The 14,459-nt window shown below is 44.0% G+C and carries 17 protein-coding genes; 1 reads left to right on the top strand and 16 read right to left on the bottom strand.

From position 1 onward, the window contains the following. Positions 1 to 339: 339 nt before the first annotated feature. The 3 genes from VZF35_RS20490 to VZF35_RS20480 all read right to left on the bottom strand — a co-directional run bounded on the left by VZF35_RS20490 (position 340) and on the right by VZF35_RS20480 (position 2,337). The gene (locus VZF35_RS20490) at positions 340 to 594 is read right to left on the bottom strand and encodes a DUF4911 domain-containing protein (RefSeq protein WP_407307984.1); all 255 of its coding nucleotides are present in this window, start codon (positions 592 to 594) and stop codon (positions 340 to 342) included. Between the two features lie 139 nt (positions 595 to 733). Continuing rightward, positions 734 to 1,012, bottom strand: a complete 279-nt coding sequence (locus tag VZF35_RS20485) for a DUF4911 domain-containing protein (RefSeq protein ID WP_407307982.1) — start codon at positions 1,010 to 1,012, stop codon at positions 734 to 736. A gap of 38 nt (positions 1,013 to 1,050) precedes the next feature. Continuing rightward, positions 1,051 to 2,337 (bottom strand): peptidase U32 family protein, encoded by a 1,287-nt coding sequence (locus VZF35_RS20480; RefSeq protein ID WP_407307979.1) that lies wholly within the window; start codon positions 2,335 to 2,337, stop codon positions 1,051 to 1,053. A 145-nt stretch (positions 2,338 to 2,482) separates the two neighbouring features. Between VZF35_RS20480 and VZF35_RS20475 the strand changes: the two genes are divergently transcribed. After that, complete coding sequence (locus VZF35_RS20475; protein WP_407307977.1) at positions 2,483 to 2,635, top strand: hypothetical protein; 153 nt, start codon at positions 2,483 to 2,485, stop codon at positions 2,633 to 2,635. A 17-nt stretch (positions 2,636 to 2,652) separates the two neighbouring features. Here the strand turns inward: VZF35_RS20475 and mltG are convergent, their stop codons facing one another. From mltG to nifU, 13 genes are all read right to left on the bottom strand, one after another. Next, positions 2,653 to 3,672 (bottom strand): endolytic transglycosylase MltG, encoded by a 1,020-nt coding sequence (gene mltG, locus VZF35_RS20470; protein ID WP_407314758.1) that lies wholly within the window; start codon positions 3,670 to 3,672, stop codon positions 2,653 to 2,655. Between the two features lie 34 nt (positions 3,673 to 3,706). Then, positions 3,707 to 5,077 carry a VanW family protein gene (locus VZF35_RS20465; RefSeq protein ID WP_407314756.1) on the bottom strand — a complete coding sequence of 457 codons (1,371 nt, stop codon included), beginning with the start codon at positions 5,075 to 5,077 and terminating at the stop codon, positions 3,707 to 3,709. Between the two features lie 238 nt (positions 5,078 to 5,315). Beyond that, positions 5,316 to 5,630, bottom strand: a complete 315-nt coding sequence (locus VZF35_RS20460) for a DUF1292 domain-containing protein (RefSeq protein ID WP_407307975.1) — start codon at positions 5,628 to 5,630, stop codon at positions 5,316 to 5,318. A 71-nt stretch (positions 5,631 to 5,701) separates the two neighbouring features. Then, positions 5,702 to 6,127 (bottom strand): Holliday junction resolvase RuvX, encoded by a 426-nt coding sequence (gene ruvX, locus VZF35_RS20455; protein WP_407314754.1) that lies wholly within the window; start codon positions 6,125 to 6,127, stop codon positions 5,702 to 5,704. 252 nt (positions 6,128 to 6,379) lie between these two features. Then, entirely contained in the window at positions 6,380 to 7,321 is a 942-nt protein-coding gene (locus VZF35_RS20450) for an aldo/keto reductase (protein WP_407307973.1), read from the bottom strand. Between the two features lie 98 nt (positions 7,322 to 7,419). After that, positions 7,420 to 7,671 (bottom strand): IreB family regulatory phosphoprotein, encoded by a 252-nt coding sequence (locus tag VZF35_RS20445; RefSeq protein WP_407307971.1) that lies wholly within the window; start codon positions 7,669 to 7,671, stop codon positions 7,420 to 7,422. 71 nt (positions 7,672 to 7,742) lie between these two features. After that, positions 7,743 to 10,373, bottom strand: a complete 2,631-nt coding sequence (gene alaS / locus VZF35_RS20440) for an alanine--tRNA ligase (protein ID WP_407307969.1) — start codon at positions 10,371 to 10,373, stop codon at positions 7,743 to 7,745. 191 nt (positions 10,374 to 10,564) lie between these two features. Continuing rightward, positions 10,565 to 11,623, bottom strand: coding sequence for an AI-2E family transporter (locus VZF35_RS20435; protein WP_407307967.1), 1,059 nt, complete (start codon positions 11,621 to 11,623; stop codon positions 10,565 to 10,567). A gap of 369 nt (positions 11,624 to 11,992) precedes the next feature. Then, positions 11,993 to 12,139: a hypothetical protein gene (locus VZF35_RS20430; RefSeq protein WP_407307965.1), complete on the bottom strand. Its 147-nt coding sequence runs from the start codon at positions 12,137 to 12,139 to the stop codon at positions 11,993 to 11,995. A gap of 25 nt (positions 12,140 to 12,164) precedes the next feature. Further along, positions 12,165 to 12,359 (bottom strand): hypothetical protein, encoded by a 195-nt coding sequence (locus tag VZF35_RS20425; RefSeq protein ID WP_407307962.1) that lies wholly within the window; start codon positions 12,357 to 12,359, stop codon positions 12,165 to 12,167. 2 nt (positions 12,360 to 12,361) lie between these two features. Continuing rightward, positions 12,362 to 12,850 carry a PRC-barrel domain-containing protein gene (locus VZF35_RS20420; protein WP_407307960.1) on the bottom strand — a complete coding sequence of 163 codons (489 nt, stop codon included), beginning with the start codon at positions 12,848 to 12,850 and terminating at the stop codon, positions 12,362 to 12,364. Between the two features lie 73 nt (positions 12,851 to 12,923). Further along, positions 12,924 to 14,027, bottom strand: a complete 1,104-nt coding sequence (gene mnmA, locus VZF35_RS20415; protein WP_407307958.1) for a tRNA 2-thiouridine(34) synthase MnmA — start codon at positions 14,025 to 14,027, stop codon at positions 12,924 to 12,926. A 6-nt stretch (positions 14,028 to 14,033) separates the two neighbouring features. Then, entirely contained in the window at positions 14,034 to 14,411 is a 378-nt protein-coding gene (nifU, locus tag VZF35_RS20410) for a Fe-S cluster assembly scaffold protein NifU (RefSeq protein ID WP_407307956.1), read from the bottom strand. Positions 14,412 to 14,459: the final 48 nt, after the last annotated feature.

The following is a 14,459-nucleotide window of genomic DNA, read 5'->3' as shown; positions in this document are numbered from 1 at the left end:
GTAAAACCAAGCATATATTAACTTATTAGGCAAAAATTCAAGAACAGCATCATAGCTCAGAGAAGGATCGTGTACGACATAAACATCATTCAGAATTCTTTTTAAACATTTTTTGTAAACTTTTACAACTTATATTCTCATTAACAAGGACTTTAGTCCTATCCCAATATACTTATAGTATCGTTTAATTTTAAGATTATCAATAGGATAAATTGAAATACTTTAAATGACAATTTAATAAAAGTGATTCAAAACAAATGGGCAACTCATAAAATATTGTTCAAAGCGCCCTATACAATGCTAGTGAAGGTTACCGAGATAACTGTCAACTGCAGACACTTAGATAAACTCAATTTTAAGCGGCATCTTCGCAAGGACCGTTTTTAATTCCAGCCAACAATCCTTCGTGGTTTGAATCTTCACTTCGCCAAGTTCTTTGTTTGTCGTTGTAACTATGCCGAGATGACCTAAGGCCTCGACGAGCTTACAGAGCATTTGTATCTCTGAGCGTTCAACTCGAGCGTTAATGATAAGGTCAGCATCCTTGTACTTATCTTTTAATTGAAGGCTGTTTCGATGTTCTAAACCATTCATCGGTTATTCTCCTATATTTCATTTTTTAATTCGTCCAGTCTTCAAGACCCCCATTTTCACAGGTGAAGCAGGTTCTTCGAAAATTTCAGGTGAGAGGAATCCCAATCTGACCTCGATGTTCAGCTTTAGCTGAAGGAATTCACTGCCATTCTATCTTAAATGGCATCTTCTCAATAGCCTTCTTTAAATCAGGCCAGCAGTCCTTAGTTGATAGGATCATTACTTCCCCCGTGGCCTTGTTCGTCGTGGTGACAATACCGAGATGCCCTAATCCCTCGACAAGCTTATCTAACATTTGCATATCTATGCGATTTAAGCATGCTTTTATGATGACATCTGACTCTGTAAGCTGTGAGTATGCTACGGGGTCCTTCCTCTCAGCAACATTATAACTTAGCGTTTCGATACTAGAATTCATCAGCTTTTCCTCTTTACCTACTTAATTTACTAGAAAAATTACTGTTTCTTTTCACTCTTGGCTCGTCGCAATATGCTATAGGGCAGTATCTTCTGGGGAACCGCCATCCCAATTGTTTGCTGGGCGTGGCAGGCCACTTCAATTGGCTGCCCTTCAATATCCCACATCGTTGTAATCTCAAAGGACCAAGGTTCTCCCAGCGGAGTCAGAACTTCTAAAACTTCTCCCCGCTGAAAATGGTTGCGCTGCTCGATCCAAGCCATTTCCTTACATTGGTTTAGAGAAGATAAAGTGATATCTGAAACTGAAATCTGTTCAGCCTCTTCTTCTCCTAAGCTCACTCCCACAAAATCATAATCCCGCACGTAATGGGAGGTCTCTAAGTTATGTGATTTCGCCCCCGGCTTTCCGAAGAGAAACCCCGCGGAATAATCCCTGTGGCTGACTTTACCCATCTCCTCCAACCACTCAGGAAGCTTCGCTTGAAAAGCTTTTTCTCCTTCATCCCAGAGGGTATCAATGGCTTCTCGATAGACTTTAACCGTACTGGCAACGTAGTGAACGCTTTTCATTCGGCCTTCAATTTTATAGCTGTCGAGGTTGAGAGATTTAAGTAAAGGCAAATGAGGCAACAAGCACAAATCATGGGAGTTAAAGACATAGGTTCCTCGTTCGTCTTCTTCTATAGGGAAAATTTTCCCCGGGCGCTTCTCCTCGACCAGGGCGTACCCCCAACGACAAGGCTGAGTACATTCCCCTCGATTGGCATCCCGGCCTGTCAAGTAGTTGCTCAATAAACACCGGCCTGAATAGGACATACACATGGCGCCGTGGATAAAAACCTCCAGCCCGCCCTCCACTTTCGAACGCATTTCCCGTAGCTCATCAACTGAAAGCTCCCGAGCGAGAACAATCCTTTCGATCCCCTGTTTCAGCCAGAAGCGCACCGAATATGAATTCGTATTGTTAGCCTGAGTACTTAAATGCAGAGGCAAACGAGGAGCTACTTCCTTTGCCAAAGCAATAACACCGGGATCTGAAACAATTGCCCCATCCACACCTAAGGCTTCTAACTGTTGCAAATAACTCGGAAGCTCTCTAAAGTCTGCTTCATGGGCGAAAATATTAACCGTAATATAAATCTTCTTCCCTAGTTCGTGGGTCCAGTGAACCGCTCTCTCCATTTCCTCAAAGTTGAAATTTCCTGCATAAGCCCGCAGACCAAAAGCCTGACCTCCCATATAAACCGCATCCGCTCCATAAGCCAGCGCATACATCAATTTTTCCCAATCTCCTGCTGGAGCCAGCAATTCCGGTTTTTTCATTTGGATTCCCCTAACTTTTCTAATATCACAGGTAATTATACCCATCAATTTAATTAGTTTATATAGAATTACTATACCCTAAATTCGATTGTTTGTCCCCCAAAATGAGGGCTTGAAATTCTTTTAACCGAACTTTAACAAATCCTTGCTTGAAGGCGAAACCCGTGGAAATGCCGGACAATTAAACCTAATCTGGGCAAGACCGCGAAAATATATTGTTAATGTAACCGTCCTAATGGCTATCAAAAACATTGATGGTAAGAAAGTAGCAAAAGGAACCCAAGCGGGTTCCTTCTGATTTTTGAATGCTGTTGTTTACTGATACAATTTTACATTTTTCAAATGCTCCTGATACGTTTTAGCAAACGCATGATATCCATCTTTTTTGGCCACATAATAGAGAAAATCCGTTTTAGCTGGATTCAATGCCGCTTGCAGGGAGGCATCTCCAGGATTAGCAATCGGCCCTGGCGGCAATCCTCGATTGAGATAGGTATTATATGGTGAAGGAATTTGAAGGTCCTTGTTATAAAGTTTGGGCTTTGGAGTGCCTAGCAAAAATTGAATGGTCGCATCAACTTGAAGAGGCATATTTATCTTTAAACGATTCATTAATACAGAAGCAATCAACGGGCGATCTGATTCTTTCACTGCTTCTTTTTCGACTAAAGAAGCAAGCGTGACCCACTGAGGAACCGTAAGTTTGCTGCTAACCAGCTGAGTTTGAGCCTCAGGCGTAAGTTCCTTGGCAAACTGTTGAAGAAACAAGTCGATTACGGCATGTGGACTTGTCTTTGGATCGATAAAATAGGTATTAGGAAAAAGAAAACCTTCCAAACGGTGAATTCCTTTCGGTGCTCCTACCAGAAACGAATAGGGGAACGCATCTTCCGTAACTACTTTTGTATACTCATCTTTACTTCCAAGCCCTTTCTGTACGAGAAGCGCAATAATTTGTTCTGTGGAATAACCCTCGGGAATGGTAACTCTGATGGAACCCGGTAATTCTGCACCTCTTATTAAAAGTTCGATGATTTCATCAGGTGCCATTGTCGGCGCTAATTCATAGTCACCAGCATACATCTTAAAATTTGTTTGCTGTGACCGTACTAACCATCGAAACAACCAAGCACTTCGGATAATATGATTCTGTTCTAATTCATCTGCCAGTTGATCTGTTGTTGTCCCAGAGGTAATTGTAATCTTAACGTTATTCCCCGTCGCAGAATAGGGCTTGGAAGCCCAAGACCACCACATGAAAAAGCCTAAACTCCCCACTAATAGGAGAAAAATAATACTCGAAAGTAAGTCACCACTCTTTTTCTTTCCGGACACATTTCCACTCTCTCTTTCAATAGCCCAGGCAAGTCTAAATCCCAATCCGCCAAATACGATTAGCCGGTGCATAAGAATTACGACCCAGGAACTGCTTCGTCACATTCCCTTTCTCATCCTGCCTTACTTTCCACACATTCACAACAATTCCTTTGCTGCCACTTTGGTCTAAAACCCTTTTCCCTCTCGGTAAGCTCGCATCTTTACGTCTTTCCGTTCTGTATTTGGTTACTTTCTCGACTTTCCGTTCAAGTTGTACAATTTGCCCTGTTTTTTTACCATACAGCCGAATGGTTAACACCCCTGAATTTACATCCGTTCGTAAGTAAACCAAATTCGCAGTGTTATTCTTGAATTTAAAATCAACGTTGGGGTAATTAACCGTTGCGTCCAGACCTGGAGGGACATAACTGACAGCGACATCATGAGGTCTTCGCTCCACAACATCTAAATTACTGAGTAAGACGGCATTGTAAAGGGTTGAAGATACTTGACATACACCCCCGCCTGTTCCTTTTACATATTCACCATTGATGATAATGTAGGCCTCTTTGTATCCATTCTCAGTCTCTCGGGGACCTACTGTTTTATTGAACGAAAACGTTGCTCCCGGCTGAATAATTTGACGGTCTAAAGCTTTGGCAGCTGCCGTTAAATTTGCGGAGCGGTTAGTTTCTTGAACAGCAAACTTTGTAGAAAATTCACCGATCACCGAATCAAAGGCTAATGATTTAACAGCCTCCGTGGAAACAGAAGCGGGAACCTCAACAGTCGGGACTTTGATCTGTTTAGGCACCTCAGATAAAGGACTTTTCTGAAGATCACCTATTAACTGATCAATGGCCGCTGCTTGACCGTTTTGGGCCGGCTTAATAACAACCTTATCATTTTCAATCTTATACGCTGCATCTTTAGCCGGCAGGCTAAATTTCTTAAGTTTCTCTTTTAGGGTTTGGCTTGCCAATAATGAATTCACTTTCAACACGCTAGGCGTAACTGCATTTGGATTGTTCTGGGTTCCTTCTACGATTTTTTCCGTATCCAAATCAAAACCCAGTTCCTTTAAAGTGATTGGAATCTCGGTTTCATTGTACAACAGGACACGAGATTCTTCCAGCTTGTCCTTCGCCCAACCCTCGATTTTCATGGGGGCTTCTGAGACAGGGGTATTGCTCAAATCCAGATCATCTACTTTAGTTCCCTGAGAAATAATCTTACTGTCAATACCGCCAACATCCTGAGAGTTTGCAGTATTTTTAGTGGAAGGGCCGGGGGAACTTAACTTTGAGTTACCAAAGAACGGACTGCACCCCACGATTAACCAACATGAAATAAAACTTAGCAAGATTTTTAAAAAGCATAAAGCATACAGCTTTGTTTTTTCAAAATTCTTCAATTCCCTCACCTCCACTTTTGTAGATTTAGTATTTCCTTTGAGTTCAGGGTTTATCGACAAGATTTGATTCTTTAATAAATAAACATGATTATTTTTAAAAACGAATCGCCGTCAATAGGCTTGAATCAGTTATCTGTAAATTAAATATCTCCAAATTTCTCCAGTAAAACAAAAATGACAGAAGACTTCGTGAGAATAATCTCCGCGAAATCTTCTGTCATTCTAGATACAAAATTACAATTTCTTATTAGTCCTCTTCGGATTCTACTAAATTCTCCCAGGCATCCGCTACTTTTTCCCACTCTTCATCATCTTCAATGTCCAGCAGCATTTCGCCTCCCTCGGCATCTTTGCCGAGTTTCAGAATAATAGCTTCATCAGCATCTTCATCTTCGGAATCTTCCTCCGAAATAGGCATCAAGACAAAATAGGTCGAGCCTTCAAGTTCTAATGTGTCAAGATGAAGAAACTCATGGTCTTTTCCTTCATCATCTGTGAGAACGACTGTATCAAACTCCTCAGCATCGTGCTCATGGTCATGGTCATGGGTATGGTCGGTCATGTGATTCACCTCTTATCTAAGAATATGGTCATTGTACTATTATAGGTAATGATTGTCAAATATTCAAGGTTTCAATCAGGAATATTTCTCTTTGCATGTCGACGATCCAGATATCCTTGGAGAATAAAAACAGCTGCCATCTTGTCAATCACTTGTTTCCTCTTACTGCGGGACATGTCGGCTTCCAATAACGTTCTTTGGGCAGCTACAGTGCTTAGACGCTCATCCCAGAGCTCAACAGGAAGCCCAAACTCTGCGCGTAATCGTTCCACAAATTCATCCGTTAATGCACAACGGGGCCCTAAGGTTCCATTCATATTCTTCGGATAGCCTATGACGATTTCAGCCACCTCATACTCTTGAATCAGCTTGCGCAGCTCTTCAATTTCCTCATTAGAGCGCCGAATTGTCTTAACCCCTTGAGCTGTCCAAAATAAAGCATCGCTCACAGCCACCCCAATCGTCTTCGAACCAAAATCCAGACCCATAATCCGCAAAGAAATTCCTCCCATAACCAGTTTGCAAAGCGGAGCCATACAGCTCAGTTCCCTCAACACGCAACTCACCTCGCCGCCTCCAACGTGCTAGAGCCGCACGATTTGCTCCAGACAATTTCTCGTCCAGACCCATGAGCAGGGGGAGCTGCATGGCCGGAGCTGAGCGATTTACGACAGTTTGCGAAGCGGAGCCCATGCAGTTCCCCCGACCCGCAAAAGCTCTGAAATTTTTCGTTAGGCTCTCCCACACTCTTACACAATTTTTAAGCAAAAATGCGGACAAACCCTCCCGCAATATCCACAAAGGACGCAGGCCTCTTGTTCAACAACAGCAATCTTTTCAATATGCAAAGCATTCTGAGGGCAAGCCTCTTGGCAGCGTCCGCATCCAACACACCAGTCCGCAATATAAAGTTTCCGCGGCTTATGTTTAACCTTCTCCCGCAGATTGCTGGGGACGTTTTGACCTGAGACTAACAGAAGATTGTAATCCACTTCATCTTGACTCGACATCCCTAAAGCCATGGCCTGCACGCCTGGAATCCCTTTTACAAAATCCACGGCTTTTTGAGGGTCTTGGCTTAAGTGTCCGCCTCCAAACACCTTCATAGCATAGATTCCAATTCCTAGTTCTGCGGCAAACGATAAAGCACTTAACATATCGCCCAGAGATCCATCAATAATTCCTAAACCTTGATAATTTAAAATAGGATGAATCACATCAAGACCCGGCTGAAGCGCACCAGCACGAACTCCCTCAACCGCATGGGTCGAAATCCCGATCCAGCGTACCAAGCCTTTTTCCTTAGCTCGTATAAGCTCTTCCCAGGCACTTGAATGACCTTTCAGTGTTAAAGCACTTTCTTGTTCATGAAGCAGAAAGAAATCAAGAATATCTCTGTTTAGTCCCGAACGTGCCTTCTCTATACTCTTCCGCATTTCCTCAGCTGTAACCGAGTAAGATTTGCTTATAATACGAACTTGAGGATGATTCTTCGTGGCCAGGGCGATTTGATCATAGTTATCGTAAATTTCCGCTGTATCGATCCAGTTTATGCCTTGTTCAAGAGCATACTTTAAAACCTCAGCGCCTTGAGTGGCCGTGACTCGCCCTTGTAAAGGGGAAATTGCCAGGCTTCCGAAACAGATCTCGGACACCATTGGCCCCCACGACCCTAGTTTAACCTGGTTCATCTCTATCTCCTTCCATAGATGAGGCCAAAGCAACAAACTCCGCACCACGATCATGTAATGCGGAGTTTTGAAGGTCATTACAAACCGGCTTTGCCGGTTTATTTCTCCTGCAAGTAGGACCTAACAAGTTCTTCGATCAGCTCAAAGCGTTCAAGTTTACGAATCATTGCCCGAGCCTGATTGTGGCTGGTTATATAAACAGGGTCACCCGACATAAGATAGCCCACCATTTGGTTAATAGGGTCATATCCTTTTTCTTGTAACGCAGCATATACTTTCTGCAAAACATCGCGAGCAGATACATCTTCTCCTACAGCCTTAAACATCATGGTTTCTTCCATACGATCCATTTTCCTGTCCCCCTTTCGCCGTCCTTGTTAACCTACTAGTTATATATTCTCGCTGTCCTACTCTTTCTCCTTTATTTCTTTAAAAATCCCCGGAGAATTGTCGGCACCCGATCTATGGCTTCGCCAACTTTACTGGGATCTTTCCCACCTGCCTGAGCCATGTCCGGACGACCACCTCCGCTCCCTCCTGTAATTTTAGCCACTTCCTTAATAATCTGTCCGGCATGAAGCCCGCTTAAACCTGTCGGACTGACGGCAGTAACAAAGTTTACTTTTCCTTCACTAACAGCTCCCAGCACAATCACTCCAGAATTAAGTTTGCTGCGTAAAAGGTCCGCCATTTGACGAAGGCCCTCCATATCCGGCACGTGAACTTGAGCGGCGAGCACTGGGATTCCTTCAACATCAGCGATGCGGCTTAGTAACCCCTCCGCTTCATTCTTACTAAGTTTTGCCTGAAGATGAGAGATTTCTCGTTCCAAATCTTTCACTTGGGAGACAAGCCCATTGACTCGTTTTCCTACATCAGTCGGTTGAGCTTTTAGCAGTTGAGCAACTTCGGTCACTTGCTCATCAAGGGACCGTAAATATGCTAAGGCTTCTAAACCTGCTACTGCCTCAATCCTGCGTAATCCAGCCCCAATTCCGCCTTCACTAAGAATTTTTACCAGGCCGATTTCTCCAGTGCTTTGCACATGGGTTCCGCCACATAATTCCTTGCTGAACGTGCCCATCCGTACAACACGAACAGTCTCGCCGTATTTTTCTCCGAAAAGTGCGGTAGCACCACTCCGCTTGGCCTCATCCAGTGACATTTCAGTTGCTTCTACCGTCATATTCTTCAGGACTGCTTCGTTAATCAGACCCTCAACTGCTTTCAAACCATCCGGCGTGAGCGGAGAAAAATGGGTGAAGTCAAAGCGCAAGCGTTCCGGGGTCACTAAAGATCCTGCTTGTTGAACGTGTTCTCCAAGAACAGAACGCAGAGCCGCTTGGAGGAGGTGGGTGGCGCTGTGATGCCGAGTAGTTGCCAGACGGTTCGCTTGATCAACCACAGCTTCCACTGTTTCACCGACATGTAAAACTCCGGTTATGATCTGCGCACGATGGTATAAGGTTCCGGTGACTCCTTTTTTTACGTCCAGAACTCGTGCTTCAGCACGTGATGTTTTTAGAATACCTACATCCGTGACTTGGCCTCCGCTTTCGGCATAAAACGGAGTTTCCGACAAGAAAATGGTGACCTCTTCTCCTTCACCAACATCTTGCCTCTCTTCCCCATCGACAAACAATCCCTCGATGTTTGCCTTACTTGACACCTTATGGTAACCCACAAAAGGTGTTACCCCAAGCTGTTTAACCTTATGGACCAAATCTGAGCTCTCTGCCACAGCGCGCATTTGTTGAGACTGTTCCTTGGCTCGCTGGCGATGCTCTTCAGCCGAAGCCTGGAACGAGGGCATATCCACTGAAAGCCCCTGTTCTTCCAGCATTTCTTCGGTGAGTTCTACAGGGAAACCGTACGTCTCATAGAGGTAGAAAGCATCAGTTCCCGCGAGCACAGTCCCCCCGTGCTCTATAAGTTCCTTAACCTTTTCTTGCAGCATTTGCGTCCCTTGTTCTAGGGTTGCTTGAAAATTTTTCTCTTCTAAATTTAAATGATTAACAATAAAATTCTCATTTTCTTTAAGTTCTGGATAGGCGTGGGCATAGTCCCTTTGGATAATTCGAAAAACAGATTCTAAAAAAGGTTTATCTATCCCTAAAAGTTTCGCATAGCGAACTGCTCGCCGTAAAATACGGCGCAATACATAGCCACGCCCTTCATTATTTGGCCGGATTCCATCTGCCAGCATAAAGGAAACCGCCCGTGTGTGATCCGCCACCACTTTCAAGGCCAGATCGCTTTTGGAGTTCTCCTTGTAGGCTATACCCGCGAGGCCGGCAACAAAATCAATGATTGGACGGAACAAGTCTGTATCGAAATTTGTCTCCACGCCTTGCATTACTGAGGCAATCCGTTCCAAACCCATTCCAGTGTCTATATTCTGTTTGGGCAACGGAGTCAATACTCCGGCTTCATCTCGGTTGTACTGCATGAACACTAAATTCCAAATTTCCAAAAAGCGGTCACAATCACATCCAACGTTGCAGCCAGGCTGACCACATCCTCTGGCTTCGCCGAGGTCAATATAAATTTCCGAACAGGGACCACACGGACCTGTGGGACCCGCCGCCCAAAAATTCTCCGGATCTCCGATGATTCTTTCCGGCTTAACGCCTGCTTTCTCAACCCAAATGCTCTTGGCCTCTTCATCTTCGGGATAAATTGTAACCCAAAGTTTTTCAGTAGAAATTTTCAAAACTTGAGTAATATACTCCCAAGCCCAAGGAATTGCTTCATTTTTAAAGTAATCTCCGAAGGAAAAATTTCCCAACATTTCAAAATATGTATGATGGCGCGCAGTTTTCCCTACCACTTCCAAATCAGGGGTACGAACGCATTTTTGGGCTGTCGTGGCTCGTGGAAAAGGAGGCTCAACGCGACGTTGAAAATATGGCTTAAAAGGAACCATGCCCGCAACGGTTAGCAATAACGTTGGATCATCTTTGGGAATGAGGGAAGCGCTAGGCAAGATTTTATGCCCTCTATCCTCAAAATATTTGCGAAACATGTCCCTTAGTTCATTACCTGTATACATCATTAACACTCCTTTGAGATCTCCAGCGAGATAAAAATAATCTCCTCCCTACATAAATTGTCAGGGACGAGATATCTTCGAATTACTACCCTGCTTAATTTCGGGCTAAAAAAACACATATTCTCATTGGTTTTACAGAATTCTCATTGTTTCTAAAGTATATACAGGGAATGACTTCTTTGTCAACCATCTTACACTCGCGATGAAACCAGCTTATTGTAGATATGCTTAAACAGAACTCGGATCACAGCCGCTATAGGAACTGCTAACAACATGCCCCAGAACCCAGCAATCTCACCACCCGCCAAAAGTGAGAACATAACCCAAAGAGGGTGAAGACCAACGCTGTCCCCCATCAGTTTCGGTGATATTATATTCCCTTCGATTTGTTGAATAACCAAAATAACCAAGGCGACTTTTAAAGCCATACCAGGAGACTTGGTTAAAGCCAGCAGAACCGATGGTACAGCCCCAATCACGGGCCCAAAGTAAGGAATAAGATCAAAGACCCCACATATTAACCCAATAAGCAAGGCATAATCCATCCCTACTAATTTTACACCAATACCTATGAGGACCCCAACGATCACTGCAACAACCAAGTCCCCTCGCACGAATTGACGAACTGTATGGTTAATGTCCTGCCACACACGTCTCCACACCAGGCGCCGACGCTGAGGAACCAAACGAAAGAATCGAATCCCAATCTTCTTCCAGTCTGCCAGGAGATAAATCGTAATGACAGGAGATAATATGTAAAGCGTCACTGTAGATAATACATTGGGCAAATTGCTTATAATTTTGTTAAGACGTTCCGCCAAGATAACTTCACCTTGATCTAAATGTTGATCTAGAACGAGAGCTACACGGCTTGGCAGCCCGCTAGCCTTGAAATGTTCTCGAAACTCTTCAATCCTTTCTATCACCGACTGAATAGTAACCGGTAAAATTAATGCTAACTTGCTGAGTTCCGTATAGACGATGGGAAGTATCAAAAAGATTGCCAAGGCTAGCATTGCAAGAATCCCTGCAAAAACTATAGCAATCGACTTGTAGCGGCTGATACGGTATCTCTCTAACCCTTCCACCAAGGGATTCAACAAATAGGCCAGTAAAAAGCCCAAACAGAAAGGGCCTAGAATCGTCTTTACCCTATAAAGCAAGGTCATTCCTAGAATAAGGCAGATAACGACAAATATCCATTTTAATGGCACTCTTCTCCAGTAGGAACGATGTAGGTTTGCATCCATCAATAACTTACCTCACAGGCTAATACAGACAAAAGGGGAAGCTTGGTGCATGCAACAAGCTGCAGTTAAGAACTCATTGAAATGTAGCCAAATTTCTAAAAGCCCCTTATTCATGTTCGTTTTATGGATTACTATGTAAAGAAAACTTGGCTGGTGCCGAAGACACTGTCTTCGCACTTGTTAGCCTTGGCGAAGGCGGCTGCCTTAGTTGCCCTTATGCGCAGGCCAAGGATGGCCAAGTGTCCCTGAAGCCAAGGATGGCGTGAAGGGACCTTAGAAAGTATATAACTCAAGCTTATACTTTCTGCTAGTAGAAAAAAGCGCGCTAAGCGCGCTTTAGCCATGTACATTTAGGAAATTCAGATCTACTTAGCGCCAATTCTTGATACCAAAAAATCTCACGCCGCGCTGCATCCACCCAGTCCTTTTTCGCGAAGGAAACACATTGAAGCCTAGAGCAGCCATTAGAGAAGTACCTCTTGAAACAACACGATTAAAATTTTGCCCTATTCCCATAGTTTACCTCCTTGACTTCAAACAATTAATCTGCAACCGCACATGAAGCCCCTTGAGCCAACGTTGGGTCCTCCCAAGCAACCAGAGAACCATCTTCTGCTAAATCATAAATGACGACTTTGTCAGTTTGGGTTGTAAACTCAACACAACAATCCCAACAGTAGAACTGTTCAACCCCTACTTTGCCTATAGCGCGCCCTGAGCAAACCGGACAATTCATGATCAGAAACCCCCTTCATTTGCTTGATCCAAGGGAGATACTTGATTATCAACGATTAAGATATCTTTCCCATCGATCATGACGTGCGGCCGCAGGATCGTTCCCCGACCATGAAGAAGGTCAGCGAAGAGTCCGTCAGAGATCTCAAAGCCTACCAACTTTTCTACGGAATCATCAACAAAAATATCTTCAATCGTTCCTCTTGAGTCTCCAGCTTGGGTATAGACTTCGTTCCCAATTTTGTCAGACCATCGCGTTCCTTTAAGTTCTTCCAACGTCTTTTCTTGGACCGTGACAGCATCCTTGCCGACATTGACAATGGCCTTCCGGGGAATTCCCTTAGTCGAGTGAAAGATATGTCCGCCTTCGAGGAGAATTCCAGTAACTTCATCTTTGTCATTGTCTAAAACCAAATCCTGTACCCAACCGATGGAAGCCCCGTTGTTTAAATCCAGAACAGGCAGACCGACAATTTCCCGTGAGCGACGCATACATTTCACCTCCTAAACAAATTCTATCTATACTCTTCCCGGCTACTCAAGAATCCATTCATAATTGGTAAAATTAGTTGGTAGTTTCTGAACTGATTTTACCTCCGCCAACGACTATATTTCCCTCATAAAAAACAACAGCTTGCCCTGGCGTCACTGCGCGCTGTGGTTCATCGAAGCGGACCATGACTTTAGTACTTCTGCCAACGCTTGAAGGAAACACTGTCGCAGGTGCCCCTGAAGAGTTATAGCGAATTTTGGCAACAACCTTTACAGGTTCCTTTAGTTCGGGAATAGAAATCCAGTTCAAGTCCGTTGCCCACAGCGAATCAGAGTATACATCTCGATCTTCTCCCAAGACAACTTCATTACGAGAGGGAATCAGACCGATAACATATTTTGGTTTGCCAAAAGCAACTCCTAATCCTTTCCTCTGCCCAATCGTATAATGAATAATCCCGCCATGCTTTCCCAAGATATTTCCTTGAAGATCAACAAAATTACCCGGTTTAATCCGATTTAGGGATCGTTCTCGGACAAAAGAAGCATAATCATCATCGGGAACAAAACAGATCTCCTGGCTGTCAGGTTTAGAAGCAACGCCTAAGCCCAGCTCAGCCGCCATTTTGCGGACCTTATCTTTAGTGTACTCAGCCAGAGGGAAGAGAGTATGCGCAAGCTGTTCTTGATTTAACATATACAAGGCATAGGTTTGATCCTTACGTTCATCTGAGCTTTTACTTAAAAGAAACCGATCGCTGTCCGGGTCACGGAGCACTTGAGCGTAATGACCTGTTGCTATGTAATCAGCTCCCAAACCACGTGCTTTGCGCAGCATTTCTCCAAATTTCACATACTTATTACAAGCTAGACAAGGGTTCGGAGTCTCTCCCCTCAAATAAGACTCAGTGAAATAATCTACGACAGATTCCTGAAAATATGAGCGAAAATTCATAACATAATGAGGTATCCCCAGCTGGGAAGCAACTCGCCGAGCATCATCAATCGCAGAAATAGAGCAACAGCCCCCCTCCACTTCCGGAGCGGCTGATTCCCAGATTTGCAGGGTTACCCCTATCACCTCATACCCTTGTTCTTTAAGTAAAGCGGCGGCCATGGAACTATCCACACCGCCGCTCATACCCACCACTACTTTAGGCTTTGCAGTCAGAGCCATTCTCATCTATTCCTTTTTTTCCTGTTTTTCACGATAGTCTTTTATCGCTGCATGAAGGGCATCCGCTGCGAGATTGGAACAATGCATTTTTGCCGGCGGAAGCCCTCCTAATGCTTCGGCCACGGCAGCATTGGAAATGACCAAGGCCTCTTCAATGGTTTTTCCTTTAACCATTTCTGTAACCATACTGCTCGTAGCGACGGCAGCTCCACAGCCAAATGTCTTAAACTTTACGTCCTTAATAACGTCCCCTTCAACATCTAAATAAATACGCATGATATCCCCACATTTAGCATTCCCAACTTCCCCAACACCATCGGGATTTTCAATTTCTCCAACATTGCGTGGATTCGTAAAATGATCCATCACTTTTTCCGTATACATTTTTTATCCTCTCCTTAGCATCAGATTTTCGGACACGATTTTTTAAGG

Origin of the sequence: Desulfosporosinus paludis, assembly GCF_045689965.1 — a bacterium.
In the GTDB taxonomy this organism is placed as follows: Bacteria; Bacillota; Desulfitobacteriia; order Desulfitobacteriales; family Desulfitobacteriaceae; genus Desulfosporosinus; species Desulfosporosinus paludis.
The sequence above is the reverse complement of the archived record's forward strand: the minus strand, read 5'-3'. Positions and strand labels throughout refer to the sequence as shown.